Source organism: Micrococcus sp. M4NT (genome assembly GCF_033790745.1).
GTDB lineage: Bacteria > Actinomycetota > Actinomycetes > Actinomycetales > Micrococcaceae > Micrococcus.
The window spans coordinates 1-25,794 of the sequence record NZ_JAMYEH010000001.1; the positions used below are offsets into that span (position 1 = coordinate 1).

Here is a 25,794-nt window from a genome sequence, read left to right on the forward strand (position 1 = left end):
GTGCGGGAGGCCGCGGACGACGTCGACTCGTCGGCCGGGGGGGGGGGGCGGTCAGGCGACCTGCACGAACACCGGGTTGGCGTAGAACCAGGTGTCGATCCAGGGGTTGCCGTCGCCGACCTCGTCGCCATGGCGGATCGGGCCGTGCGGGTCGACGTCGGCGCCGAAGTAGCCCGCACCATTGCGCTTGCCGTCCGAGCCGCGGAAGCGCACGTAGAACGACTCCTGCACGTCCCGGAACGTGTGCGTCAGCGTGAACGTGCCGCGGCGGCCGGTGGTGTCGAAGGCCTTCAGCACGCGGGTGCCCGGTGCGCGGCAGGAGTCGCGGTCGGCCACGGGGCCGGTGATCGGCCCGCCGATGATGTCCACATGCGCCGGCTGGGGCAGGATGCCCGCCGAGTTCGGCGTGTCCGTCGTCGTGACCGTGACGGTGACGGTGACGTCCTGGCCGCGCTGGGCCGTGAGGGTCCCGCCGAGGGTGACCGCCTGGCCGGAGGCGTTGCCCCAGCCGTGGCCGTGACCGCGCCCGCGGCCCAGGCCACGGCCCGGCTGGGACGCCGAGACGTGCACGTCCAGGCCGGCGAGCAGGTGACCGTGGTCCACCCACATCCGGCCGGCGCGCATGGCCTCCATGACGGCGCCGTAGCTGCGTTCCGTGACGCCCGTGTGGATCCGGGAGAACTGGCCCGGCCAGTAGTCGGAGCCGCCCTGGGGCACACCGGTGTCCACCGGGTCCGGGCGCTTTCCCTCCACCGACCAGCGGTCGAACTCCTGCGGCAGGGACGTGTACGGCTCGCGGTTCGGGTAGTCGCCGATCCGCCAGGTGTCCCACGCCGTGAGGTGGTTGTCCGAGTTGGCGGTGATGAAGAAGGGGAGGCCCTCGGCCAGCATGGAGTCCCACAGGCCGCCGACGGAGGCGGTCATCCAGTCGAAGCCGCCGTAGGGGCGGTACATGTCCAGCGTGTATCCGGGCCAGGAGTCCGGCCGGGGCTTGTTCACGTACTCGCCGCGCTGGTCACCCGGGCCCACGTTCTTGCCAGCCGGGTAGCCCTGGGCGCCGGGGGAGCCCTCCATGCCGATCATGATGGTCCGGTCGGCGTCACGCCACCGTCGCATCTCGGCGGGGGAGTCGATGCCCAGGCGCATCGGGTGGTTGGCGAGGACGAGGGCGTCGGCCACCGTGCCCTGACGGACCTGATCGCCGAGCCAGGCGATTGCGGCGGCGGCCTTCTGCTGCTGCTCGGCCTCGGCCGCGCTGCCGACGGCGGGCTTCTCCCAGCCGTTGAGCTTGCCGTCCCACGCCAGCTCGAAGGCGCGCAGGAGGCGGGCCTCGTTCTCACCGGGATGGACGAAGACCGTGCCGTGCTCCGCAGCCGGGATGTACCACTCGATGCCCTGGAAGATCAGCAGGTCACGGCGGCGGCGCTCGCGGCGGATCTCCTCGAGGTGCGCGAAGACGCCGCGGTCCGCGTGGGCGACGTTGGAGTGCTCGGTGAAGGCGAGCCAGTCGACGCCGAACCGCTCGGCCGCGTCCAGCTGCATGGGGATCGTGTACTTCGCATCGTGCGAGTACTGAGTGTGGACGTGGTGGTCGCCCACCAGCCACGTCAGCTTCTGGGGGGCGCCGCCGCGGGCCTTGGCGGGGGCGGCATGGGCGTCCGCGGCGCCGAGGGCGCTCAGGCCGGCGGCGGCCGCCAGGGCGGCGCCGGCGGAGAGGATCTGCCGGCGGTCGTAGCCGAGACGGGCGAGCTCCTGGTCGCCGCGCTCGCGGACGTCGGCGAGCTGGCCGGGGGTGAGGGACGGGGAGGAGGTGTTGCACGAGGTGCACACGGCGGTGGCCTTTCGTGGGGACGGGTGGGGACAGTCGAGGCTGGCGCGGGGGAGGGAACCGGCCCGTAACAACGGCCGGACCACGGGTTGACCTCGGGTGACGCCCACATGAACAGCGTCCGGACGACGGTGGGGCGGGAGCGCGCCGCCCGCGGAGGGCTGAACGGGGCGCGGGCGGGGGCGTGGCCTCCCGCCCGGGCCCCCGCGGGTGAGTGCCCGACGTCGGGGTGGTGTTGTACCCTTGACTGCACGAACCATTTATTGACCAGTGAGAACCCGGCCGGCCTCTGAGCGCCGTCAGACCCGGGCACGAGAGATGCGAAGGGGGTCACGCTCATGGGGCGCGGCCGTCAGAAGGCGAAAGCCACCAAGCAGGCACGTGAGATGAAGTACTACACGCCTGGCACAGACCTCTCGGCACTGGAGCGGGAGCTCGCGGGCGGACGTACGCACGTCACTCCCGTCGCGCAGCCCGAGCCGGAGACGGAGGGCGACGACCTCTACGAGGATCCCTACGCCGACCTCTACGCCGACGAGGACGAGGACGACGCATCGCGCGTGCGATGACGTCACGATGACACCGGTGAGGCATCCCGCGCTCGACGGGCATCAGGCCGCGCTGCGGTCGATCGCCCGCGCCGTGGAGGACACCGCGCCACCGCAGGACCCCGAGACCGCGTCTCGGGGTCTTCTGCGCCTGCTGCAGACCACGACCCCGCTCGTCATCACGGGCGCGGGCGTCTCCACGGACTCGGGGATCCCCGACTACCGCGGGCCGAACGGCTCGCTCCACCGGCACCGCCCGATGACCTTCCAGGAGTTCCGGGACGACCCCGCCGCGCGCCACCGCTACTGGGCGCGCTCCTTCGTGGGCTGGCGCCGGATGGATCAGGCGCAGCCCAACGAGGCCCACCGGATCCTGGCGCGCTGGGCGCAGCAGGGGCGGATCGCGGGCATCCTCACGCAGAACGTGGACGGGCTGCATGCCGCCGCCGGCCGCGAGGCGGGCGTATCGGGGGAGCGGCTGATCGAGCTGCACGGCGACCTCGCGCGGGTGGCGTGCCTGACCTGCGGCGCCACCGAGTCCCGCCGCGCGCTGGATGTGCGGCTCGAGGCCGCGAATCCCGGCTACCTGGAGCGGGTGGCGATCGACCCGGCCGCGGTGAACCCGGACGGCGACGTGACGCTGGACGCCCGGTGGGTGGACGAGTTCGTGATGGTCGGCTGCCGGGCGTGCGGCTCCGTGGAGCTCAAGCCGGACGTCGTCTACTTCGGGGAGAACGTGCCCGTGGCCCGCAGGCGAGCGGCCGAGGAGATGGCCGACGCCGGCGGCGCGGTGCTCGCCGTCGGGACGTCCCTGGCGGTGATGAGCGGGTTCCGGTTCGTGCTGCGCGCCGAGCGTGCGGGGCACGAGGTGGGGCTGATCAACCGCGGGCCGACCCGCGCGGACGCCAAGGCGCAGTGGCGCTGGCGTGAGGGCGTGGCCGAGGCGCTGGCCTGGCTCGACGCCCGCCTCTGACCCGTCCGCCGGAGACGACACCCCTGAGACGAGCCCTGCGAGTAGCCTGACGGGCATGGACACCCGCGCCGCCGCCCCCCGCACCTCCCGGACCCTCTCGCCATCCGTGGGCGGGCCCGTCTGGGCACGGGCGCTGATCTTCGCGATCCCGGCGATCTGGCTCGGATTGCTCACCGGCATCTCGCTGATCGAGGCGCCGTTGAAGTTCACCGCCCCGGGCATCACCATCCCGCTGGGCCTCGGCATCGGGCGCCGCGTGTTCTTCGCGATGAACATGGTGGAGATCGCGCTCGCGGCCGTGCTCGTGCTCTCCCTCGTCAAGGCCCTCGGGCGGCCGCGCGGCATCACGGCCGGGCCGGGCCGGCTGTGGCTCGCTGGCCTCGCGGCCACGGCGCTGCTCGCGATCAAGGTGATCGCCATCCGCCCGTTCCTCAACCGCCGCACGGACATGGTCCTCGCCGGCATCGACGACGGCGGATCGCTCTGGCACTATGCCTACGTCGCCGTGGACGGGATGCTCATCCTCACCGTCATCGCGATGATCGTGCTGGCGGCGCGCCACCTCCTGGCCCGGACGGACTGAGCCCCACACACGGACGAGCCCTGCGTGGTCGCTGCTGTCTCACCGGGACAGCGGCACCGACGCAGGGCTCGTTGCGTGGGGCTGGGGGAATCAGCCCGCGTAGGCGCCGCGCATCAGGACCGCGCCGCCGTCGACGCCCTTGGCGCCCTGCACGTAGTCCTCGCCGGCGGCCTGCGCCTCGTCCGTGATGCGGCCGATCCGGCCCATCTCCCACGCGTCGATCCCGGCGTCCAGCAGGGCGGAGATCGCCTTGCCGGCCACCTCCTCGTCCACCACGGCCACCATGCCCACACCGAGGTTGAGCGTGCGCTCGAGGTCCGCCTGGGGCACCCGGCCCAGCTCGCCCACGAGGCGGAACACGGGGGGCAGCGCCCACGTGTCGCGCTCCACGGTGGCCATGAGGCCCTGGGGGAGCACCCGCGCGAGGTTGGCCGCGAGGCCGCCGCCGGTCACGTGGCTGAAGGCGCGCACGGGGAGGTCGGCGCCGCCGTCGTGCCCGTTGAGGCGGGTCACGAGGTCCAGGCACGCCCGGGTGTAGATGCGGGTGGGCTCGAGGAGCTCCTCGCCGAGGGTGCGGCCGAGCTCGGAGACCTCGCGGTCCAGCTGCCAGCCGGCCGCGTTCACCACGCGCCGCACCAGGGAGTAGCCGTTGGAGTGGATGCCGGAGGAGGCCATGGCGATCACCACGTCCCCGGACTGCACGCGCTCGGGGCCGAGCACCATGTCGGCCTCGACCACGCCGGTGGCCGCGCCGGCCACGTCGTACTCGTCCACGCCCAGCAGGCCGGGGTGCTCGGCGGTCTCGCCGCCCACGAGGGCGGTGCCGGCCAGGCGGCAGCCCTCGGCGATGCCGCGCACGATGGCGGCGATGCGCTCCGGGACGACCTTGCCACACGCGATGTAGTCGGTCATGAACAGGGGGGTCGCGCCGACCACCACGATGTCGTCCACCACCATGCCCACGAGGTCCTGGCCGATGGTGTCGTGCTTGTCCAGCGCCTGCGCGATGGCCACCTTGGTGCCCACGCCGTCGGTGGAGGTCGCCAGCAGCGGCCTCCGGTACGAGGTGAGCGCGGAGGCGTCCCACATGCCCGCGAAGCCGCCTACCCCGCCGAGCACCTCGCGGGTGTGGGTCGCCTTCACGGCGTCCTTCATGAGCTCGACGGCGCGGTCGCCCGCCTCCACGTCGACGCCGGCGGCGGCGTAGGTGAGGGGGGCGTCGTCCTGTGCGGGGGTGGCGGGGTTCTGGGCGTCGGTCACAGCGGGGTCCTGTCCGTCTCGGTGAGGAGGGCTTCGTCGTCGGAGTCGGGGCCGGGCTCGCACCCGGTGGAGGCCACGGTGGTGGTGCCGGAGCCGTCCGCGTCCACCACCTCGGTGGCCTCGGCGGTGATCGGGCTGGACTCGAGCACGGCCTTGCCGCGCTCCTTCTCGTCCGCCAGGTCGATGGGGTAGACGCCGGTGAAGCACGCCGTGCACAGGCGCTCCCGCGGCTGTTCGGTGGCGGCGATCATGCCGTCCTCGCTGATGTAGGAGAGCGAGTCCGCGCCGATCGACGAGGCGATCTCCGCGACGCCGGCGCCGTTGGCGATCAGCTCCGCGCGCGTCGCGAAGTCGATGCCGTAGAAGCAGGGCCACTTCACGGGCGGCGAGGAGATCTTCACGTGCACCTCGGCGGCGCCGGCCTCCTTGAGCATCCGGACGACGGCGCGCTGCGTGTTGCCGCGCACGATCGAGTCGTCCACCACCACCACCCGCTTGCCGGCCACCACGGAGGGCTGCACGTTGAGCTTGAGCCGGATGCCGAGCTGGCGCAGGGTCTGCGAGGGCTGGATGAACGTGCGGCCCACGTAGGCGTTCTTCACGAAGCCCTGGCGGAACGGGATGCCGGAGGCCTCCGCGTAGCCCACGGCGGCGGGGGTGCCGGACTCGGGCACGGGGATCACGACGTCGGCCTCCACCGGGTGCTCCTGGGCGAGGCAGCGGCCCATCTCCACGCGGGACTCGTACACCGAGCGGCCGGCGATCACGGCGTCCGGGCGGGCGAGGTACACGTACTCGAACACGCAGCCGGCCGGGGTGGGCTCGGCGAAGCGGGTGGAGCGGATGCCCTCGTCGTCGATGGCGATCATCTCGCCCGGCTCCACCTCGCGGATGAAGGAGGCGCCGACGGTGGCCAGGGCGGACTGCTCGGAGGCCACCACCCAGCCGCGCTCGAGGCGGCCCAGCACGAGGGGGCGCACGCCGTGCGGGTCGCGGGCGGCGTAGAGGGTGTGCTCGTCCATGAACACGAAGCAGTAGGCGCCGCGCACCTGGGGCAGCAGGTCCAGGGCGGTCTGCTCGAGGCCGCGGCCGTTCTCGCCGTGCAGGAGGGCGGTCACGAGGGCGGTGTCCGTCGTGTTGCCCTGCTTCATCTCCCCGTGGGTGTGCCCGCCCTCGGTGGCCTGCACCCGGCGCAGCAGCTCGGCGGAGTTCACGAGGTTGCCGTTGTGCGCGAGGGCGACCGTGCCGCCGTCGTCCGTGGCGCCGAGCGTGGGCTGGGCGTTGGCCCACTTGTTCACGCCGGTGGTGGAGTAGCGGCAGTGGCCCACCGCGATGTGGCCCGTGAGGGTGTTCAGCGTGGACTCGTCGAACACCTGGGAGACCAGGCCGATGTCCTTGTAGACGCCGATGCGGGCGCCGTCGGAGACGGCGATGCCGGCCGACTCCTGGCCACGGTGCTGGAGGGCGTAGAGGCCGTAGTAGGTCAGCTTCGCGACCTCCTCGCCGGGCGCCCAGACGCCGAAGACGCCGCATTCGTCCTGCGGCCCCTGATCCTGGGGGTCGAGGGCGGCGGTCAGGCGGCCGTCGCCGCGTCGGGTGCGGGCGGAGATCACTGCTGGTGGGTCCTTTCGGAGGGGGCGTCCGCGGGGGCGGTGCCCGCGGCGGTGCCGGACGCGCGGCGCCGCAGGGCGTCCGCCTCGCTCCGGTCCAGGGTGACGTCCGCGCTCGCGGGGTCCTCGGTGGGCTCGAGGACCACCGTGCGCTCCGTGGCGCGCGAGCGCCGGTCCAGCAGGAGCCACACCAGCAGGCCGAGCATCCCGGCGGCCAGGAGGCACGCGAGCGCCATGACGCCGAAGGTGCTCCCGAAGGTGACGGGCGCCCCCGAGTAGGGGTCCACCACGGGCTCGGGGCCCGCGTGCGTGGCGATGCTTATCGCGAGGGCGGTGAGCAGCCCGAGCACGGCGGCCAGCGTGAGCACGGGGGCCAGGCGCGGGGCGCGGCGCATCGTGAACTCGTGGCGGTCGCGCGGCGGGAGGGGGGATGGCTCGGAGCCGGAGGTCATGCGCGCCAGTCTATCGAGTGGGGCGGACGTCGGAGGCCGGGTCTCGCCCGCCCTCACGGCCGAGCCCCGCCCGCCCTCATGGCAGAGCGAGAGCGGCCGGGGCGGGGGCGTCCGCCACTCACCCGCGCAGGGCGTCCGCGGGGCGCTGGCGGCTCGCCACCCACGCCGGGTAGAGCGCGCTCACGACGCCCGCCGCGAGCCCCAGCGCGAGGGAGAGCGGGACGGCGGCCGACGGCAGCACGGCGGCCCAGCCGCGCGACTGGGCGACCGCGAGGATCACCGCCGAGCCGAGCGCCGCCCCCACGGCCCCGCCCGCGAGGCCGATCAGGGCCCCCTCGAGCAGGAAGAGCCGGGCGATGAGCGCCCGGCCGGAGCCGATGGCCCGCCGCAGGGCGATCTCCGCGGTCCGGGACTGGACGGAGAGGTACATGGCGGTGGACGCGCTGATCACCGCGAGGGCGAGCAGCACCGCCGAGAGCACGCCTACGAACGCGCCGAGGTCGTCCGAGACGCCGGCGCGCAGGTTCCGCAGGTCGGCCACCGTGCGGGTGGTGACACTTCCGGGGTTCTCCGGGGCGATCACCAGCGGCGCGGCCTGCGCCACGGGGTAGGGGAAGCCGGTCTCGGTGCGGACGGTGAGGGTGAGCTCGGGCCGCCGCATCCCGGCCATCAGGGGGCGGGTGACGAAGACGGCCGCGCCCAGCTGCGGGGTCCGGTCGGACACCTGCACCAGCCCCACCACGGGCACGGACTGCCCCGCCACCCAGATCCGGTAGCCGGGGGAGAGGATCCCGGACTCCGGCACGGGCAGCTGGAGGGCCCGGGCGGCGTCGGGCGTCACCCAGGCGAGGCGCTCGGTGGAGGAGTCGAGGAGGGCCTCGGCCCCGGCGGGGAAGCGCAGGTCGGTGGCGGCCGCCGCGGAGGAGGACGCGGAGGCCAGCGTCAGCGCCGCCGAGGGCTCCGGCTCGTCCGGGGTCGAGCGGGTGATCCGAACGTCGGCCGGGCTGATCTGGGCGAGGTGGCCGGCCGCCCGCACGTGGGGGAGCGCGGCCAGGCCGGCGCCCCACCGGGTGAGGCGGTCGTCGTCGGGGTCCAGGAGGCCGTCGTCGGCGGGGAGGTTGACCACCACCTCGTCCAGGGCGGCCGCGGTGAGGCGGGCGCTGACCTGCGCCGTGGCCGTCTGGGTGAGCCCGACCGCGGCGACCAGCCCGCCGATGCCGACGGCGAAGGCCGCCATGAGCAGGACCGTCCGCAGGAAGCGGGAGGAGAGGGACGAGAGCGCATCCACCGTGTCGTCCAGCAGGGGGGAGGCGCGGCGTCCGGAGGGGGAGGCCGACGACGCGGCCGTCGCCCCGGGCACGACCGTCGCCCCGGTGGCGTCCGCGGCGAGCGCTCGGGGAGCCGAGGGACGGGGCTCGGTGAGCATGCCGTCGTCGATGACCACCTGCCGGTCGGCCTGCGCGGCGATCTCGGGGTCGTGGGTGATGAGCAGGACGGTGGTGCCGCGCGCGTGGAGCTCGCGGAGGTGGTCGATCACGATCCGGCTGTTGGCCGAGTCCAGGTTGCCCGTGGGCTCGTCCGCCAGGATGACGCGCGGGCGGGTCGCCACGGCACGGGCGATGGCGAGGCGCTGCCGCTCGCCGCCGGAGAGCAGCTTGGCGCGCGTGTCCAGGCGGTGGCCCAGGCCCAGGAGGTCGAGGGCCTCGCCGGCGCGCTCGTCGCGCTCGTCCCACGGGACGTGCTGGATGCGCAGGCCCAGGGCGGCGTTCGTCCCGACGGCCTCGTCCCCGAGCACGTGGCTGGACTGGAAGACGAACCCGAACATGCGGGAGCGCAGCCGGTCCCGCTCTCCCTCGCCCATGGCCGTGGTGTCCTTCCCGTCCACGAGGTAGGAGCCCGTGTCCGGACGGTCCAGGAGGCCGAGGACGTTGAGGAGGGTGGACTTGCCGGAGCCGGAGGGCCCGACGATGGCGATGAAGTCACCCTCCCGCACCGTGAGGTCCGCCCCGTCCAGGGCGGGCCGGTCGGCCCCGGCGAAGTGCTTGCCCACGCCGCGCAGCTCCAGCAGGGCGGCGGTGGGCGTCGGTGCCGGCTCCGGGTCTCGATCCGTCGCGGCCACGGGCCCGGAGGCGGCGGTCACGAGACCTTCACCTTGTCTCCGGCCTGGAGCTCACCGGTGACGGCGGCGTAGCCGCCGCCGGTGATGCCCACGGTCACCGGGACGCGGCGCTCCCCGGGCTGCGTGGCGGCGCTGCCCCCGGCGTCCTTCCCGGTGCTCGCCCCGTCCTGGACGATCACGTGGGAGTCGGCCCCGGAACCGCGGACCGCGGTGAGGGGCACGGCGAGGCCGGCCTCCGCGCCGGTGTCCGCGGCGGTGCTGACGGAGACCGACCGGCCCACGGGCGGCAGCTCGGCGCCCGTGCCGAGGGCGACCGTCACGGTGTGACCCGCGCGGCCCTCGCCCTGCGCCGCCTGGAAGTCTCCGATCTTCGCGACCGTGCCCTCCAGAACTGTGGTCTCGGAGGCGACCTGGACCTTCTGCCCCTTGCCGAGGGCGGCGGCCTGGGTGACGTCGGCGATGAACTGCACGCTCGGGGGACTGGTCTGCAGGCGCAGCAGCGGCTTCTCCTCCGAGAGGGTGGAGCCGTAGCCGGCCACGGTCGTGACCTGCGCGCCGTCCTTGCCCAGCGGGATGAACTGGCGCCAGCCCACGGAGACCGGGGTGTCCTTTGGCAGCGGGTCCCCGGCCTCGGCGAAGAGCCCGCGCAGGGCCTTGGCGGTGCCGGCGTCGAAGACGCCGTCCGTGTCGGTCGCGTGGCCCGCCTTCTGGAGCGCGCGCTGGAGGGATGCGACGTCCTCGCCCTCGTCGCCCTCGGTGAGGTCGCGGTAGAGCGCGAGGGGCTCGGCCAGGAACACGTACGTGATTCCGGAAACCTCACCGGCGACGTCCCCGGGGCGCACGGTCTGGCCCGGCTCGGCGGTCTGGCGCAGCACGACAGCGGGCCCGTCGGAGGCGACGACCACGTCCCGGGTCCTGCCGGCGGCGACCGTGCCGGCGAACGAGGCGCTGGTGTCCACGGTGCGCTTCTCCACGGCGGCCCACACGTCGATCGGTCGGGCCACCGCGGCGGGGTCCGCCGTGGTGGGCGGCTGGAAGAAGCGTCCGGCGACGAAGGAGGCCGCCAGGAGCGCGAGGACGAGGACGCCGATCGCGGCGAGACGGCCGGGGTGGGCGATGCGGCGCCCGGCCCGCTGGGGTGCGGCCGTGCTCACTGGTGGCTCGCGAGATAGGCGCGGGCCGCGTCGAGGTGTGCGGCATGCGTCTTGCTCTCCTCGGTCAGGGCTGCCTCGTTCTGCCGGATGAGGGTCGCCTGGTACCCGGCCTCGATATCGCCGAGCTTCTGCGTGAGCTGTGTCTGCTCGTTGCAGGTGGCCTCGATGACAGCGATTCGGACGCCCTCCTGAGCCGTGTTGGCCGACTCGCTGGTCTCAAGGAGGGCCCGCGCTTCTTCACTGCTCCAGCCATCGTTCTGTTCGGGCGGCGTCAACCCATTGGCCCGGAGACACTGTTGCCATTCGTGGTGCGCTGCCTTCCAGGGCTCTGCCTCGGAGGCCAGCGAACGCGCCTGCATCCGGATGGTCGTACTGGCGCTTCCCTGACCGGATGTTGTCGGCGAAGAGACTTGGAGCATCTGCTCCTTGACCTCGGCCGCACAAATGTCATATGCCTGGTTGAACGCGGGATCCAACTCGTCGCTCCACCCGCCTGGCGGCGGTGTCCGGTCATCGGTCCGTGACGGGGGTTGCATGTCAAAGCCGTGAGTCTTGGCCCGGTCGACCAGCCATAGGCCGTATGGACGGTCCTCCGCGACGTCCTGGGCGGACTGCTCCGGCGGCTCGACGCCGTTGAAGCCCTTCGGCTGCAGGCAGCTCCGCAGGATGGCGAGGCGCGCGTGCGTCATCACGACCTCGTCCTCCGGCGCCGGGGCGTACTCGTCGATCGGCAGCACCACCTGGCCACTGTCGCGATCGAGGCGGGCCGTCGCCGTGTGGTCCGGGGAGATGTCATCTTGCGCGCAGCCCGTCGCCGATATCACCAACAAGCAGGCGGCGCTAGCGGAACGGAGCGCGGTCAGCCTCACCGGGTGTACCAGCTGCTGATTTTGTCGTTCCAGGTGAGGGTGGGTGCCATGGGGAAGCGGTAATCTCGAAGGTTGGAGTGATCAACCGAGGTACTAAGGCCCATGCCGCTACCGTAGGCGTGCTCGAAGAAGTTGACGGTACGGCCGTAGGTTTTAAGCGAGGAAGCACGATCATTCATCGCCCCCAATTTGCCGACGTTGTCGACCCCGTGCGTGGCTCCGCCGTACCCACTATGCTCGAAAGCGACGGCAGCACCTGCCGGTGCGGCCAGGGAGGCCGCCAGAGCGACCCCGACCAGGGTGGCAGAAGTAATCCTCAGAACAGTGCGCATGGGGCACTCCTACGTGCGTCGCCCACAAGGGCGAAACGAGTGGGGGTACGAATGCTCTCAGGCCCCCCCCGCCTGAACTGCGAGACAGCTGTGCTCAATCTAGCCGAGAGTGCTGTAGAGCACAAAAAAACCTCCGGCACGAACCATCTGGCGTGGAACCGCCAAATTCGCATGCCCCAAGTGCCGCCCACCCGCCCTCACGGCCGGATCAGCGGCAGGTGCGCGTCGAGGTCGGCGCGCACCCCCGACGCCCGGACCTGACCGGCCGCGACGGCGTCGGCCCACGTGGTCAGGCCCGCGGCCAGCGCGAGCCACGTGGCGGCGTCCATCTCCACCACGTTGGGCGGCGTGCCGCGCGTGTGGCGCGGGCCGGGGATGCACTGCGCGACGCCGAAGGGCGGCACCCGCACCTCCACCGAGTTGCCCGGGGCGCGGGTGGCCAGCTCCTCGAGGGCGAAGCGCACCGCCGTCGCCCGGGTGGTGCGGGGCAGCGCGGCGGCGGCGGCCGGGTCCTCGCGGTGCGTGCGCGCCCAGGCGGTCAGGGCCGCGTGGCCCTCCGGCACGGGCACGCGGCGGCGCGGGACGGAGCCGGTGGTCATCAGTCGAGCAGCTCGAGCACGGGCCGGGCCAGGCGCAGCGAGCCGACGGGGCGCCCGCCGCCCTCGATCACGGGCACCACGCGACGCAGGACCTCGGGGAGGCGCTCACGGTCGACGTGGTCGGGGGCGAACTCGGCCATCAGCGTGAGCGCCACGAGGTTGCCCGCGCGGGAGCCGCCGTCGAGCGCCTTGACCGCCACGGCCGTGCCGTCCGGGGCGCCCATCACCATCACGCCGTCCGCGCCGAGCTTGGCGATCAGGCCGAGCTCGCGCAGCACCACGGAGTTGGAGCTGGACTCGCCGTGCACGGCCCACGGGTGCTCGAGCATCGCGTTGGCCACGGAGGAGGCGTGCATCTCGGCGTCGCGGCGCCCGGGCGCGGAGGACACCCGGCCGATGCCGCGCGCAAGCCCCGCGAGGGAGACGACGGCGGCCGGGGCACCGCAGCCGTCGATGCCCGTGTGGGCCACGGGCTCGGCGCAGTACTCCGCGATGACCTTCTCCACCTCGACCTGGAGGGGGTGCTCCGGGTCCAGGTAGGTGCCGACGTCGTGCCCCGCGGCGACGCACGCCGAGAGGAAGCCGGCGTGCTTGCCGGAGCAGTTGTAGGCGAGCGGGGTCTGCTCGGCGCTGTGCGCGAGGTCGGCGACGTAGCGGGCCACCTCGTCGGCGTCGCCGGGCCAGGCCGGCGGGCACTGCAGCGCGTCCACGCCGAGTCCGGCGGCGTGGAGCACGCCCTCCGCGACCGCGCGATGGCGGGCTGTGCCGCGGTGGGATCCGCAGGCTAGGGAGAGCTGCTCCCCCTCGATCGTGGCGCCGTGCCGCAGGGAGGCGATGGCCTGGAAGGGCTTGAGCGTGGACCGCGGGTAGATCAGCGCGTCCACGGGGCCGAGCGAGGCCAGCACGTCGCCGTCCGGGCCGGTGACGACGGCGGCTCCGCCCGTGCGCGACTCGACGAAGCCGTTGCGGACCAGGTGGACGAGCTCGACGGCGTCGGCGAGGGCGAACGTGGCGGAGGGGGAGGGGCTCATGGAAGGCCATCCTAGGAGAGGGTCGCCCCGCAGCGACTTGCCTCCCACCCCGACTGTCGTTCGAGTTGTAGCCGCTACACCTCGAACGAAGGTCCGGGAAACGGCCCGGACTCGAACGAAAGTGCGGGGGTGCCGGGTCAGGCGTCGACGAGCCGGCCGTCCACCATCGTGAGGGTCCGGTCGGTGGCGCCGAGGAACTCGTGGTCGTGGGTGACCATGAGGGTGGCGGCGCCCTCGTCGCGGGTCAGCTCGCCGAGGAGTCCGATGACGGCGGCCGAGCGCTCGCGGTCCAGCGCGGAGGTGGGCTCGTCCACGAGGAGCAGCGCGGGGGAGGCCATGAGCGCGCGCACGATGTTCACGCGCTGCCGCTGACCGCCCGAGAGCTGGTGGGGGCGCTTGTCGGCATGGGCGGCGAGGTCCACACGCTCCAGCAGCTCCAGGGCGCGGTCCCGCGCTGCCGTCTTGTCGGCGCGGGTGGCGCTGCGGTCCAGGTGCACGGTGAGCTCGAGCTGCTCCCGCGCCGTCAGCGATGCCAGCAGGTTGGGCTGCTGGAACACGACGCCGATCTCGCGGCCGCGCAGCGCCGTCCGCTCGCCGCGGGAGAGCGCGGTGACCTCCCGGCCGGCCACGCGCACGCTGCCGGAGGTCGGCTCGATCAGGCCCGCGGCCACGGCCAGCAGGGAGGACTTGCCCGAGCCGGACGGGCCGACGAGGGCCGTGAACGTGCCGCGCAGCAGGTCCATGCTCACCCCGTCGAGCGCGCGCAGGACGCCGCGTTCGCCGTCGGGGTACTCGAGGACGGCGTCCCGCACCGACAGGGCGGGGGTGGTCTCGGCCGACGCGCCGCTCGGCTCGGCGCCGGGGACGGTGGTCCGCGCCTCCGACGAGGGGATGCGGGTGCCGGAGCCGGCGTCGAGGGTGCGCCCCGCGGCCCGGTGGGCGGCCGCCGCGGCGGGGGTGCGCAGGGCGTCGAGGGGGCTGGAGACGAGGCTGGTGGTGCTCACGGGGAGGGTCCTTCCGGGACGTGCGGGGGCGGGATGGAACGAAGACGGGGGTGGGGGCGGGCCGGGATGCAGGCGCAGGCACCGGCGGAGAGTGCCCGCCGTCGTCGGGGCTCAGCTGCCGCCGAGGGCGACGAGCGGGTCCACGCGGGTGACGCGGGCGACCGCCAGCCCCGCGCCGAGCATGCCGAGGGCGAGGACGCCGAGGGCGGGGAGCACGGTGGTGCCCGCGCTGCTCAGGAACGGGACGGCGGCGGCGGCGAGCCGCCCCAGGCCGAACGCGGCCAGCGTGCCCACGGCGACGCCGAGGGCGAGCACGATCCCGGCCTGGACGAGCGCGTCGCGCAGCACCCAGCCGGTGGAGCCGCCGAGCGCCTTGAGGACGGCGATCTCGCGGGTGCGCTGCACGGTCCAGATGGAGAGGAAGGCGATCACCACGAGCGCGCTGATCCCGTAGAGGAAGCCCTGCATCATCACCAGCGAGCCGTGCTCGGAGGAGTAGGCCGGCAGGGCGGCGTACGCGCCGGACACGGTGGTCGAGACGGTCCCGGCGGCGGAGTCCGCGGCGGAGGCGGTCGCGTCGGCGTCCGCGCCGTCGTCGAAGGAGGCCAGGCCCACGGTGCCGAGCACGTCGGCGGAGTCGGCGTGGGCCAGGGCGGCCCAGTCGTCGGTGCCCACCCACGCCACGGGGGTGTGGGAGTAGAAGGAGTCGGGCACGACGGCGGCCACGCTCAGCTGCACGCCCGAGGAGGCGACCGTGCCGCCGACGCCCTGGCCCAGCTCCTCGGAGAGGGACGCGGAGAGCACGATCTGGCCGGCGTCCAGGGCGGCGGGCAGGTGGGCGGAGCCCTCCTGAAGGCCGAGCAGCGCCGCGGCGGCCACGCCGGTGGTGGGCACGCCGTCGGTGTTGACGCGGGCGGGACCGGCGGGGGCGTCCGCGGGCAGGGCGACGGCGTGCTCCAGGCCGACGAGGCGGCCCTGGCTGACGCCGAGGGGCTCGACGGCGGACACGCCGTCGGCTGCGGCCCACGCGTCCCGCTGGGCGAGGGTGAACTCGGACTGCGTGAAGCCGGCCTCCGCCGCCTGGCCGGCGGCGCCGCCGAACACGATGCGCTGCGTGCCCTGCTCGCCGAGGTCGTCGAGCGCGGCGGTGCTCTGCGCGCCGAGCCCGCCGGTGAGGCCCGAGAGCATCACGAGCAGGAGGGTGATCAGGGCGACGACGGAGCCCATGAGGGCGAAGCGTCCGGTGGCGAAGCGCAGGTCTCGCAGGGCGAGGAACATGATGCGCGTCCTTTCTCAGGTGGGCGGGGCGGTGCTGTGCTGGTGATGCGGTGCTGTGCTGGTGATGCGGTGCTGTGCGGGGTCCGGCCGGGCGGGGTGGACGGTCGGTCCGGGTGGGGTGGACGGTGTGCCGGGCTGGAACGTCTGTTCCAGCCTCCCGCGGTTGGCCGGCGCGCACATCGGACGCGGAGGTGGATCCTGGATCAACCGTTCAGTTGATGTCCGAGCGCGGGCGGACGGCGTCGGCTCGTCGGCCGTGGGCGGACCGTAGGGTGGGCCACATGGACCGTCCCGCTGCCGCCCCGCCGACCGCGGCGACGTCGGCCTCCGTCCCGCCGTCCGTGCCCAGCTCCGCCACGCCGTCGGCGCCCGAACCCGCGTCCGTCTCCGGTCCCGGCGCCGCCCCGGAGCCCGGTTCCGCCCGGGTCCTCGCGGGGCTGCGCGTGGCCCTGCATGTCTCGTTCGCCGGGCTGCTCGCCGTCGGGCTGGCCCGGGCGCTCGGGGGGATGCGCGCCGCGGCCGGCGAGGGTGCCGCCCCGGGCCCGTTCACCGCGGCGGTGCTGGTCGGCCTCACCGGTGCCCTGGCCGCGGTCTACCTGGCCGGAACGGTGGCCGAGCGGCGGCGCTGGGTGCGGGGTGACGGCGTCGGCCTGGGCGCCGCGACCGGCTGGCTGGCCCTCGTGCTCGCCCTGTGGGGACTGCTCGTGGCCCACCACGGCGACTTCGCGTGGGTCGCGTTCCCCCTGTTCTTCGTGGTCCTGCACGTCGTGGCCCTGGTCGCGGGCCCGCGCGCCCTGCTGCGCCGCGTCGCCGGCCCGGTGCTCGTCGCGGCGATCGCCGGCGTCGTGGTCCTGGGCATGGCCGGCTCCGGCGACGGCGTGCGGCCCGCCGCCGTGATCGGGCCGCTCGTGGGGGCGGGTGTCGCCGTCGTGCTCTCGGGCGCCTATCGCGCGCTCCACGAGGAGTCGGAGCGTCAGCGCGCCGTCGCCGCCGAGCTGCGCGCCGCCCGCGCCACGCTTGCCGCCACCCAGCACCGCGCCGGCGCGCTCGCGGAGCGCGAGCGCCTCGCCCGCGACATCCACGACACCCTCACCCAGGGCCTCGCCTCGATCGTGCTGGTCTCCCGCGCCGCGCAGGACGCGCTGCGCGCCGGCGACGCCGACCTCGCCGCGAGCCGGCTCGAGACCGTGCGCGCCACCGCCGCGGAGAGCCTCGCCGACTCCCGCGCCTTCGTCCGTGAGCTGCGCAGCGGCAGCACCGGGGCCGGCCTCGCGGAGTCCCTGGAGGCGGTGGTGCGCGCCTTCGCCGCCCAGCAGTCCGCAGTCGGCTCCCCGGTCGCCGTCGACCTGGATGTCGCCGGGACCCCCGTGCCCGTTCCCGCCGCCGTGGAGACGGCGCTCGTGCGCGCCACCCGCGCGTCGCTGGCCAACGTGGGCCAGCACGCGCGCGCCTCTCGCGCCCGCGTCTCCCTCGCGTTCCTGCCAGGGGAGCTCACGCTGGACGTCGCGGACGACGGCGTCGGGCTCACGCCGAGGGGCGGGGGCGGGGGTGCTGCGGTCGGTGCGGCCGGCCGGTCGACCGGTGTCGGCCTGCTGAGCGTCCGCGAGCGCCTCGCCCTGCTCGGCGGGGAGGCCACGGTGGAGTCCGCGCCGGGGGAGGGCACGGTGGTCGCGCTGCGCGTGCCGCTCGCCGCTGACGCGTCCGGGACGACGACGATGACGACGACGCAGGAGGACGCATGATCCGCGTGATGCTGGTGGACGACCACCCCGTGGTCCGGGCGGGGGTGCGGGCCGTGCTCGAGGCGCACCCGGACATCGACGTCGTCGCCGAGGCGGGCGACGGTGAGACCGCCCTGCGGGTCCTGGAGGTCGGGGCGGCGACCGGGGCGGAGGCCGGGCCCGGCGTCGACGTCGTGCTGATGGACCTGCAGATGGGCGACGGGATGGACGGCGTGGCGGCCACGCGGGCGGTGCGGGCGATGGTTCCGGGTCTGCCCGTGCTGATCCTGACGACGTTCGACGCCGACGCCGACGTGCTCTCCGCCCTGGCCGCGGGGGCGTCCGGCTACCTGCTCAAGGACGCGACCAGCGAGGAGATCGCCGCCGCGGTGCGGACGGCGGCCGCGGGGGGACGGGCGGTCACGCCGGAGATCGCGGCGCGGCTGGTGGGCCGGGTGGCCGGGGATCCCGAGGCGCTGAGTCCCCGTGAGATCGAGCTGCTCACCCTCATCGGCGAGGGGGCGAGCAACCGCACCGCCGCGAAGGCGCTGTTCATCTCCGAGGCGACGGTGAAGACCCACCTCGTGCACGTGTTCCAGAAGCTCGGCGTGGACAACCGCACGGCGGCGGTGGCCGAGGCTCGACGGCGGCGGGTCATCCGCGGCTGACCCCCACCGCCACGGCGACTTTCGTTCGAGTTGTAGCCGCTACACCTCGAACGAAAGTCCTCATTCCGGCGCGACCTCGAACGAAAGTGCAGGGGGCAGGTCAGCGCCGCCGGACCGCCCGCGTGATCAGCGCCGCGGCCGCCGCGGCCGCCGCCAGGATTCCGAGGACCACGGGGAGGCCGACCTCGCCACGGCCGTAGCCGAACAGCCGCAGGGTCCAGAACCCGATCAGCGCGCACGTGAAGAGCACGCCCATGAAGGTCCACGCGGTGCGCAGGCGCGGACCGGGTCCGCCCGGACCGCTGAGCCCGCGGCCGAATCCGCCGAGCCCGCCGCGGCCGGGGGTGCCGTCGTCGTCGGGGCGGCCATGGTGGAGGGGAGGCATCGTCATGGGCTCCACGGTAGGCCGCGTGCCCCCGGCCCGGCCAGGCCCCAGGCCGTAGGCTGAGCGCGTGAAGATCCTCGTGCTCGGCAACGGCGGCCGCGAACACGCGCTGCTGCGCGCCCTCTCCCGTGACCCCCAGGCCACCGCGCTCCACGTCGCCCCCGGCAACGCCGGCATGGCGGACTCCGCCACGCTCCACGCCGTGGATCCCGCCGACGTCGACGCCGTCGTCGCCCTCGCCCGCTCGCTCGAGGCCGACCTCGTGGTCGTGGGCCCCGAGGCGCCGCTCGCCGCGGGCGCCGCGGACGCCCTGCGCGCGGCCGACGTCGCCGTGTTCGGCCCGTCCCGGGCCGCGGCGCAGCTCGAGGCGTCCAAGGCGTTCGCCAAGGAGGTCATGGCCGCGGCGGGCGTGCCCACCGCCGGCGCGCGGGTGTGCACCACCGACGCCGAGGCGGAGGCGGCACTGGAGGAGTTCGGCGCCCCGCACGTCGTGAAGGACGACGGCCTCGCCGCGGGCAAGGGCGTGGTGGTGACCGACGACCGCGCCGAGGCGCTGGCCCATGCGCGGGCGTGCTTCGCGGCGGGCGGGACCGTGGTGATCGAGGAGTTCCTCGACGGCCCGGAGGTCTCGCTCTTCGTGCTCTGCGACGGCACCGACGCCGTCCCCTTGAGCCCCGCGCAGGACTTCAAGCGCATCTTCAACGCCGACGCCGGCCCCAACACCGGCGGCATGGGCGCCTACACGCCGCTGCCCTGGCTGCCGGAGGGCTTCGCCGACGAGGTCATGGACCGCGTCGCCCGCCCGGTGCTGGCCGAGATGGCCCGTCGCGGCACCCCGTTCACCGGCGTGCTGTTCATCGGCCTCGCGGTCACCTCCCGCGGCCCTGAGGTCATCGAGTTCAACGTCCGCTTCGGCGACCCCGAGACGCAGGCCGTGCTCGCCCGCCTCGAGACGCCACTGGCCGGGCTCCTCGCCGACGCCGCCGCGGGCCGCCTCGGCGCGGACCGCGAGCTGGAGTGGAGCGAGGACGTCGTGGTCGACGTCGTCGTGGCCTCGGCCGGGTACCCCGCGACCTCCTCGAAGGGCGACGTGATCCTCGGGCTGGCGGACGCGCTCGCCCTCGAGGGCGTGGACGTGCTGCACGCCGGGACCGCCGGCGACGCCGAGGGCCGCACGGTGACGAACGGCGGGCGGGTGCTCGCCGTCGTCGGGCGTGGGACGGATCTCGAGCAGGCGCGCGAGCGGGCGTACGCGGGCGTGGAGCGCATCCGGTTCGCGGGGGCGCAGTGGCGCACGGACATCGCCGAGAAGGCCGAGCGCGGCGAGATCGCGGTGCCGGGTGCCGGCGCGGATCGCACGGCGGCGGGTGACGAGCGCGCGGCGGTGGGCGACGACGTCGTGGGCGCGGGGGAGCGCCGCGGCTTCGACGGCGCCGAGGCCCTCGAGCTGGAGGGCTGGCGCCACGTGTACTCCGGCAAGGTGCGTGACCTCTACGAGCCGGCCGACGCCGAGCCGGGACGCAGTGAGACGCTCCTGGTGGTGGCCTCGGACCGCATCAGCGCGTACGACCACGTGCTGGCGCCGCCGATCCCCGACAAGGGCGCGATCCTCACGCAGCTGACGCTGTGGTGGTTCGAGAGGCTCGCGGAGGGCTGCAACGGCGCGGCGGCGTCGCCGTTCGAGCACCACGTGGTCAGCACGGACGTCCCCGAGGCCGTGGCCGGCCGGGCGATGGTGGTCAAGCGGCTGGACATGTTCCCCGTGGAGTGCATCGCGCGCGGCTACCTCACCGGCTCGGGCCTGGCCGAGTACCGCGAGTCCGGGGCCGTGACGGGACTGCCGCTGCCGTCCGGGCTCGTGGACGGCTCGCGGCTGGACCCCGCGATCTTCACGCCCTCCGCGAAGGCCGAGGTGGGCGAGCACGACGAGAACATCACGTTCGAGCAGATGGCGGAGCGGGTGGGCGACGAGGCCGCGGCGCGGCTGCGCCACCTCACGCTCGACCTCTACACGCGGGCCGAGGCGATCGCGCGGGAGGCCGGGATCATCCTCGCGGACACGAAGGTGGAGTTCGGCGTGGACCCGACGACCGGGCAGATCGTGCTGGGCGACGAGGTGCTGACCCCGGACTCCTCCCGCTTCTGGGACGCCGACGACGTCGAGCCCGGGCGCGCGCCGACCAGCTTCGACAAGCAGTTCGTGCGCGACTGGCTGACGAGCGAGGCATCCGGGTGGGACCGTGCCTCGGGCGAGGAGCCGCCGGCGCTGCCGGCCGACGTCGTGGCCAAGACCCGCGCGCGCTACGTGGAGGCGTACGAGAAGCTGACGGGCCGGACCTTCACCCCCTGACCCGTCCCACCCCCCGGCACTTTCGCCAGGGACATCGTCGTCTCCGTCCCAACTTCGTGGGATGGAGACGACGATGTCCCTAGCGAAAACAAGGAAGGGGCGCTGACGGCCGCGGCCCGCCGCTCCTGCACAGGGGCGGTCGTCGGGCGCGTCGTCCACGGATCGCGGCGCCGGCGCGCGGGGGAGACGTGGGCGCGGCCAGCATGCGGGGCATGGCACCCGTCGAGCCCGCGCCCTTCCCCGCTCCGCTTGCGCATTCCACGTTCCGGCTCACGGACCTGACCGCCGCGGGGTTCAGCGCCGAGCGAGCACGCCGCGCGGACCTCCGGTCGGTGACGCACGGTGTGCACCGCGCCACGGGCGCCGCCGTCGAGGACTGGCGGGCGCTCGGGCACGATGAGGACCCCGTGCCGTGGCCTCCGGAGGAGGCGGCCGACGACGTCGTGGAGATCCACGGCATCCGCACCACCTCGGTGGAGCGGGCATGGCTCGACCTGGCCGCACTGAGGCCGCGCGGGCCCCGGGACCCCCTCGTGATCGCCGGAGACGCGCGGGTGAACCGGCCGTGGGCGGACGGCCAGCGCAGTGACCCCGTCACGACTCCCGAGCGACTCCGAGAGGCCCTCCGCCGGACGGGCCGGTTCAAGGGAGTGCGCCTGGCGCGGGAGGCTCTGCACCTGGTTCGGGTCGGGGCCGACCCTCCACCGGAAACCGAGCTCCGCCTCGCACTGATCGAGGCTGGGCTGCCGGAGCCGGAGCTTCAGGTGCCCGGTGATCCGCAGGATCGGTTCGCCCGCATCGTCGACCTCGGCTATCGGGCGTGGCGGCTGGCACTCCAGTACGACGGCGAGCACCATCGGTCTCGCGAGCAGCAGGCACGCGACGCGCGGCGCGACGGATGGCTCCAGGACCACGGGTGGCGCTCGCTGCGCCTCACCGCCGACGACCGGCTGACCGGCTTCGCACGGGCGATCGAAAGTGTCCGCCTCCGGAGGGGAGAGGATCGGTCAGGTGAGCGAGTCCTCCCACGCCCCGTGGAGTGCCGCGAACCGGCCGCCCTGCGCCACGAGCTCCGCCGGGCTGCCGTCCTCGACGACGCGGCCGTCGTGCACCACGAGCACGCGGTCGGCGATCTCCACGGTGCTCAGCCGATGCGCGATGATCAGCGCCGTGCGGTTGCCCAGCAGCCGCTCGAGGCCGTCCTGCACGAGGCGCTCGCTCGGCAGGTCCAGCGAGGACGTCGCCTCGTCGAGGATCAGCACGGCCGGGTCCGCGAGGAACGCCCGCGCGAAGGACACCAGCTGCCGCTGCCCTGCGCTCAGTCGACCCCCGCGCTTGGACACGTCGGTGTCGTACCCCTCGGGCAGCGCGAGGATGAACTCGTGCGCGCCCACGGCTCGCGCCGCCGCCTGGATCTCCGCCTCGGACGCCCCCGGCCGGCCCAGCGCGATGTTCTCCGCCACGGACCCGGAGAACAGGAACGCCTCCTGCGTCACCATCACCACGTTGCGCCGCAGGTCCCGGCTCGCCAGGTCCTTCAGCTCCACGCCGTCCAGGGTGAGCGAGCCGGACGTCAGGTCGTAGAACCGCGCGATCAGCTTCACCAGGGTGGACTTGCCCGCGCCGGTCTGCCCCACCACGGCCACGGTCTGCCCGGCCGGGATCGTCAGGTCGAACTCGGGAAGGATCACCTTCTCCGGCCCGTAGCCGAACACGGCGTCGCGGAACTCGATGCGCCCGGAGGCCACGCCCTCGCCGGGGCGCGTCGCCCCCGGCAGCAGCGCCGGCTGGGCGGCCTCGACGACGGCGGGCTCCTCCTCGAGCAGGCCCGAGACCTTCTCCAGCGCGGCGCCCGCGGACTGGAACGAGGAGTAGAACATGGCCACCATCTCCATGGGCTGGAACACGCGGCGCCCGGCGAGCAGCAGCGCCACGAGCACGCCCACCTCGAGGTCGCCGGCCAGCACGCGGAGGCCGCCGAACACCAGCAGCGCCACCACCGTGAGGTTGCCGGTCACCACGAGCACGGGCTGCAGCACGCCGAAGAGGTTCAGCGTCTCCACCATGTCGTCCCGGTAGGCGGTGGCCAGTCGGGTGTACTTCGCGTCGTTGGCCCGCTCGCGGCGGAACGCCTGCACAGCCCGGATGCCCGTCATGGTCTCCACGAAGTGCACGATGGACCGCGCGGAGGACACGCGGGAGCGGCGATAGGCCTCCTCGGAGCGCACCTGGTACCAGCGCACCGCGATCGCCACGGGCACGAACGCGATCAGCAGGACCAGGAACGACGGCGCGTCCAGCAGCACGATCGACGCGGACGTGAACACCATGAACAGCACGCCCGAGACGAGCGAGGACACGCCCTGGTCCAGCAGCTCCCGGAGCGCCTCGAGGTCCGAGGTCTGCCGCGAGATCACACGGCCGGAGGTGTAGGTCTCGTGGAAGCCGAGCGAGAGACGCTGCGTGTGCTGGAACACCCGCACGCGCAGCGCCAGCAGCATGCGTTGGCTCGCCTTGGCCGTGAGCCACTGGTAGACGCCCAGCAGGACGCCCGCGGTCAGGCCCGTCAGGGCGTACACCCCGCCCACCAGGACGACGACGGGCCACGGGTCCGCGCCCGTGCGCACGGCCTCGACCACCTGGGGCAGGCCCCGGTCGATGGCCCACGCGATGATCAGCGGCACGGCCGCCCGCGCCGCGTTGGAGACGAGCACGAGCAGGGCGGTGAGCAGGAGCGTGCCCCGCACGGGCGCCGCGAGCTGGCGCAGCAGCGCCCACGAGCGGCGGCGGACGTGCCGACGCTCCTCGGGCGTGTACTCGAGGGACTCCTCCCCGCCCACGCCGACGACGCGCAGGGAGGCCGCCTGCGCCGGGTCCACCACGGTGAGCGTTGAGGTGTCGGGGCCCGTCACGCCGCGGTCGGCCGGGCGATCCGGTGCCGTGCCGGGCGCCTGCGCTCGGGGATCCTGCGGGTTCATCGGGCGTCCTCCGTGGTCGGGGCGGCGTGGGAACCGGCGGCGTCGGCATGGGAAGCGGCGTCGCCGGCGTCGGCGAGCCGCTCGAGGGTGCGGTCGGCCTGCGCGCCCGTGGTGATGATGTCGCGGTACGCGGCGGAGCGGGCGAGCAGCTCGGCGTGCGTGCCGACGTCGATGATCACCCCGTCCTCCAGCACCGCCACGCGGTCGGCGAGGGCGACCGTGGAGGGCCGGTGCGCCACGATCAGGGTCGTGGTCCCGGCGAGCACCTGCCGCAGCCGGGCGGTGACCGCCTCCTCGGTGCGCACGTCGAGCGCGGAGAGCGGGTCGTCGAGCACGAGGATGGCCGGCCGGGCTGCGATCGCGCGGGCCAGCGCGATGCGCTGGCGCTGGCCGCCCGAGAGGCTGAGCCCCTCCTCGCCGATCTCTGAGTCCACGCCCTCGGGCAGGTCCTTCGCGAACCCGGCCTGCGCGGTGTCCAGCGCGGTCTCCAGCAGCGCCTCGGCGGCGGGGGAGTCCAGGCCGTCGGCGATCGCCTCCGCGGGCGCGCCGAGCAGCACGTTCGCCCGGATCGTGTCGGAGAAGAGGGTGGCGTCCTCGAACGCGATGGACACGCGGCGCCGCAGCTCCTCGAGGGGATACTCCCGCACGTCGAGCCCGTCCACCTCGACGGCGCCACCCGTGACGTCCTGCAGGCGCGGCACGAGCTGCACGAGGGTGGACTTGCCGGAGCCGGTCACGCCCACGAGCGCCATCGTCTCCCCGGGCACGAGCTCGAGGTCGACGTCGGCCAGCAGGGGCGCGGCGTCCGCGGGCGTGTCCGGGTAGGAGAAGCGCGCGTGCCGGAACGCGAGACGGCCCGACGACGGCGGCAGCCCGTCCAGCACCACGGCCGAGGTGGCCTCCGAGGAGGCGACGGCGCGCGAGGTGGCCTGCTCCTCGGCGGCGTCGGTGCCGGTCGGCGAGGCGATGGCGACGGGGGTGCGCATGACCTCGAGGTGCCGGTCGATGCCCGTCTTGGCGGCCAGGGTCATGCCCATGAGCTGGCCGATGCCCTCGACGGGCCGGGAGAGCACGGCCGTGGTGGCGAAGTACGCGGCCAGGGCGCCGACCGTGAGGTCGCCGACGGCCACGAGGTAGACGCCCAGGGCCAGCGCGACGCCGAGCACCACCTCGGGGAGGGCGACCACGAGGCCCGTGAACTGGGCGAGCACCGCGGCCTTGTGCACCTCGGTGCCCTGCAGGGTCTCCGCCTCCCCGCGGAAGCCCTCGAGCGCGTCGGGTCCGCGGCCGAACGCCTTGAGCACGCGGATGCCGTGCACGGACTCCTCCACCGTGGTGGCGAGGTCGCCCGCCTGGTCCTGGGAGAGGCGGGAGGCGGCGCGGAAGTCGTTGCGGAAGCGGAACGAGCGGATCATGATCGGCACGGCGGCCACGAGGTAGAGCAGGGCCAGCTGCCAGGACATGGTGAAGAGCAGCACGAGGCCCACCACGATGGTCACGCTCTCCACCACGAGCATCACGGACCCGAACGCGATCCAGCGGCGCAGCAGGGAGAGGTCCGCCTGGGCGCGCGAGAGCAGCTGGCCGGAGGGCCACGCGTCGTGGAAGCTCGCGGGCAGGCGCTGCAGCCGCCGGTAGATGCTGATCCGCGCCCGGTTCTCCACGTCCGCGGCGGGCGGCAGGATGAAGAAGCGGCGCAGCCAGATGAAGAACGCCTCGGCCAGGCCCAGGGCGGCCAGGGCGAGCGCCGCCCACCACACCCCGGCGGCGGGGTCCGCCGGACCCGGGACGCCGGGGGCCGAGTGCGCGAACACGGTGTTCACGAGCACGCGGATCACCTGGGGGATGGCCAGCGCCACGAGCCCCGCGGCGAGGGCGGCGAGGAGCCCGCCCACCCAGCGGCCGCGCACGCCCTCCAGGTACGGGGCGACCCCGTGCAGGGCGTCGCGCAGGGGGAGGGGCTCGGAGGAGGTGCGGGTCACACGCGCACTCTACCGGCGGCGGCGGACCTCACAGGGCGGGATCGCCCCAGGCAGGTGCGGTTCGGAGGGT

21 protein-coding genes and 1 pseudogene are annotated in these 25,794 nt (G+C 74.3%); 7 read left to right on the top strand and 15 right to left on the bottom strand.

Features of this window, described 5'->3' with window-relative positions; translation table 11 throughout:
- Positions 1-51 precede the first annotated feature (51 nt).
- Positions 52-1,830: a PHP domain-containing protein gene (locus NJC10_RS00005; protein ID WP_298712555.1), complete on the bottom strand. Its 1,779-nt coding sequence runs from the start codon at positions 1,828-1,830 to the stop codon at positions 52-54.
- A gap of 336 nt (positions 1,831-2,166) precedes the next feature.
- On the opposite strand from NJC10_RS00005, the gene NJC10_RS00010 reads away from it, so the two are divergent.
- From NJC10_RS00010 to NJC10_RS00020, 3 genes are read left to right on the top strand one after another with little or no spacing between them, the layout of a single operon-like run.
- Positions 2,167-2,397 (top strand): DUF3073 domain-containing protein, encoded by a 231-nt coding sequence (locus NJC10_RS00010; protein WP_248116357.1) that lies wholly within the window; start codon positions 2,167-2,169, stop codon positions 2,395-2,397.
- A gap of 7 nt (positions 2,398-2,404) precedes the next feature.
- Positions 2,405-3,349, top strand: a complete 945-nt coding sequence (locus NJC10_RS00015; RefSeq protein ID WP_319073796.1) for a Sir2 family NAD-dependent protein deacetylase — start codon at positions 2,405-2,407, stop codon at positions 3,347-3,349.
- Positions 3,350-3,404: 55 nt separating this feature from the next.
- Complete coding sequence (locus tag NJC10_RS00020) at positions 3,405-3,932, top strand: hypothetical protein (RefSeq protein WP_319073798.1); 528 nt, start codon at positions 3,405-3,407, stop codon at positions 3,930-3,932.
- 90 nt (positions 3,933-4,022) lie between these two features.
- On the opposite strand, the gene purM is transcribed toward NJC10_RS00020, so the two are convergent.
- The 11 genes from purM to NJC10_RS00075 all read right to left on the bottom strand — a co-directional run bounded on the left by purM (position 4,023) and on the right by NJC10_RS00075 (position 15,640).
- A complete protein-coding gene (purM, locus tag NJC10_RS00025; RefSeq protein WP_319073800.1) occupies positions 4,023-5,192 on the bottom strand; it encodes a phosphoribosylformylglycinamidine cyclo-ligase in 1,170 nt (389 codons plus the stop codon).
- Entirely contained in the window at positions 5,189-6,805 is a 1,617-nt protein-coding gene (gene purF, locus NJC10_RS00030) for an amidophosphoribosyltransferase (protein ID WP_319073802.1), read from the bottom strand. Before purF ends, purM begins: the two co-directional genes overlap by 4 nt.
- A complete protein-coding gene (locus NJC10_RS00035) occupies positions 6,802-7,254 on the bottom strand; it encodes a hypothetical protein (RefSeq protein ID WP_319073804.1) in 453 nt (150 codons plus the stop codon). The genes purF and NJC10_RS00035 overlap by 4 nt, the downstream gene beginning before the upstream one ends.
- Before the next feature lie 118 nt (positions 7,255-7,372).
- Positions 7,373-9,394, bottom strand: coding sequence for an ABC transporter ATP-binding protein/permease (locus tag NJC10_RS00040; RefSeq protein ID WP_319073806.1), 2,022 nt, complete (start codon positions 9,392-9,394; stop codon positions 7,373-7,375).
- A complete protein-coding gene (locus NJC10_RS00045) occupies positions 9,391-10,527 on the bottom strand; it encodes a peptidoglycan-binding domain-containing protein (RefSeq protein WP_319073808.1) in 1,137 nt (378 codons plus the stop codon). Before NJC10_RS00045 ends, NJC10_RS00040 begins: the two co-directional genes overlap by 4 nt.
- Positions 10,524-11,267: a hypothetical protein gene (locus NJC10_RS00050; RefSeq protein WP_319073810.1), complete on the bottom strand. Its 744-nt coding sequence runs from the start codon at positions 11,265-11,267 to the stop codon at positions 10,524-10,526. The genes NJC10_RS00045 and NJC10_RS00050 overlap by 4 nt, the downstream gene beginning before the upstream one ends.
- Before the next feature lie 125 nt (positions 11,268-11,392).
- On the bottom strand, positions 11,393-11,728 hold the full coding sequence (locus NJC10_RS00055) for a hypothetical protein (RefSeq protein WP_319073812.1): 336 nt from the start codon (positions 11,726-11,728) through the stop codon (positions 11,393-11,395).
- A 197-nt stretch (positions 11,729-11,925) separates the two neighbouring features.
- Positions 11,926-12,327: a sterol carrier family protein gene (locus tag NJC10_RS00060; RefSeq protein ID WP_319073814.1), complete on the bottom strand. Its 402-nt coding sequence runs from the start codon at positions 12,325-12,327 to the stop codon at positions 11,926-11,928.
- Positions 12,327-13,358: an asparaginase gene (locus NJC10_RS00065; protein ID WP_319073816.1), complete on the bottom strand. Its 1,032-nt coding sequence runs from the start codon at positions 13,356-13,358 to the stop codon at positions 12,327-12,329. The genes NJC10_RS00060 and NJC10_RS00065 overlap by 1 nt, the downstream gene beginning before the upstream one ends.
- Positions 13,359-13,495: 137 nt before the next feature.
- The gene (locus tag NJC10_RS00070) at positions 13,496-14,362 is read right to left on the bottom strand and encodes an ABC transporter ATP-binding protein (protein WP_319073819.1); all 867 of its coding nucleotides are present in this window, start codon (positions 14,360-14,362) and stop codon (positions 13,496-13,498) included.
- A 111-nt stretch (positions 14,363-14,473) separates the two neighbouring features.
- Positions 14,474-15,640, bottom strand: a complete 1,167-nt coding sequence (locus NJC10_RS00075; protein WP_319073820.1) for an ABC transporter permease — start codon at positions 15,638-15,640, stop codon at positions 14,474-14,476.
- 281 nt (positions 15,641-15,921) lie between these two features.
- Here NJC10_RS00075 and NJC10_RS00080 point away from each other — a divergent pair, with 281 nt between their 5' ends.
- Together NJC10_RS00080 and NJC10_RS00085 are read left to right on the top strand one after the other, a co-directional pair.
- Positions 15,922-17,382, top strand: coding sequence for a sensor histidine kinase (locus NJC10_RS00080; RefSeq protein WP_319073821.1), 1,461 nt, complete (start codon positions 15,922-15,924; stop codon positions 17,380-17,382).
- Complete coding sequence (locus NJC10_RS00085; RefSeq protein ID WP_319073823.1) at positions 17,379-18,029, top strand: response regulator transcription factor; 651 nt, start codon at positions 17,379-17,381, stop codon at positions 18,027-18,029. Before NJC10_RS00080 ends, NJC10_RS00085 begins: the two co-directional genes overlap by 4 nt.
- 100 nt (positions 18,030-18,129) lie before the next feature.
- Here NJC10_RS00085 and NJC10_RS00090 read toward each other — a convergent pair whose 3' ends face one another.
- Positions 18,130-18,420: a hypothetical protein gene (locus NJC10_RS00090; protein ID WP_319073825.1), complete on the bottom strand. Its 291-nt coding sequence runs from the start codon at positions 18,418-18,420 to the stop codon at positions 18,130-18,132.
- A 61-nt stretch (positions 18,421-18,481) separates the two neighbouring features.
- Between NJC10_RS00090 and purD the strand changes: the two genes are divergently transcribed.
- Positions 18,482-20,764, top strand: coding sequence for a phosphoribosylamine--glycine ligase (gene purD, locus NJC10_RS00095; protein ID WP_319073827.1), 2,283 nt, complete (start codon positions 18,482-18,484; stop codon positions 20,762-20,764).
- A gap of 212 nt (positions 20,765-20,976) precedes the next feature.
- Positions 20,977-21,705: pseudogene (locus NJC10_RS00100) on the top strand (endonuclease domain-containing protein); the annotation flags it as partial.
- Positions 21,706-21,771: 66 nt separating this feature from the next.
- Here the strand turns inward: NJC10_RS00100 and NJC10_RS00105 are convergent.
- Together NJC10_RS00105 and NJC10_RS00110 are read right to left on the bottom strand one after the other, a co-directional pair.
- The gene (locus NJC10_RS00105; protein WP_319073829.1) at positions 21,772-23,742 is read right to left on the bottom strand and encodes an ABC transporter ATP-binding protein; all 1,971 of its coding nucleotides are present in this window, start codon (positions 23,740-23,742) and stop codon (positions 21,772-21,774) included.
- Positions 23,739-25,724, bottom strand: a complete 1,986-nt coding sequence (locus NJC10_RS00110; RefSeq protein WP_319073832.1) for an ABC transporter ATP-binding protein — start codon at positions 25,722-25,724, stop codon at positions 23,739-23,741. Before NJC10_RS00110 ends, NJC10_RS00105 begins: the two co-directional genes overlap by 4 nt.
- Positions 25,725-25,794 lie beyond the last annotated feature (70 nt).

Excerpts from the sequence above, each read along its gene's own strand:
- NJC10_RS00075 (WP_319073820.1), bottom strand. The coding sequence starts at position 15,640 with ATGTTCCTCGCCCTGCGAGACCTGCGCTTCGCCACCGGACGCTTCGCC.
- NJC10_RS00105 (WP_319073829.1), bottom strand. The coding sequence starts at position 23,742 with ATGAACCCGCAGGATCCCCGAGCGCAGGCGCCCGGCACGGCACCGGAT.
- NJC10_RS00055 (WP_319073812.1), bottom strand. The coding sequence starts at position 11,728 with ATGCGCACTGTTCTGAGGATTACTTCTGCCACCCTGGTCGGGGTCGCT.
- NJC10_RS00060 (WP_319073814.1), bottom strand. The coding sequence starts at position 12,327 with ATGACCACCGGCTCCGTCCCGCGCCGCCGCGTGCCCGTGCCGGAGGGC.
- NJC10_RS00065 (WP_319073816.1), bottom strand. The coding sequence starts at position 13,358 with ATGAGCCCCTCCCCCTCCGCCACGTTCGCCCTCGCCGACGCCGTCGAG.
- NJC10_RS00015 (WP_319073796.1), top strand. The coding sequence starts at position 2,405 with ATGACACCGGTGAGGCATCCCGCGCTCGACGGGCATCAGGCCGCGCTG.
- NJC10_RS00010 (WP_248116357.1), top strand. The coding sequence starts at position 2,167 with ATGGGGCGCGGCCGTCAGAAGGCGAAAGCCACCAAGCAGGCACGTGAG.
- NJC10_RS00035 (WP_319073804.1), bottom strand. The coding sequence starts at position 7,254 with ATGACCTCCGGCTCCGAGCCATCCCCCCTCCCGCCGCGCGACCGCCAC.
- NJC10_RS00090 (WP_319073825.1), bottom strand. The coding sequence starts at position 18,420 with ATGACGATGCCTCCCCTCCACCATGGCCGCCCCGACGACGACGGCACC.
- NJC10_RS00080 (WP_319073821.1), top strand. The coding sequence starts at position 15,922 with ATGGACCGTCCCGCTGCCGCCCCGCCGACCGCGGCGACGTCGGCCTCC.
- NJC10_RS00020 (WP_319073798.1), top strand. The coding sequence starts at position 3,405 with ATGGACACCCGCGCCGCCGCCCCCCGCACCTCCCGGACCCTCTCGCCA.
- NJC10_RS00085 (WP_319073823.1), top strand. The coding sequence starts at position 17,379 with ATGATCCGCGTGATGCTGGTGGACGACCACCCCGTGGTCCGGGCGGGG.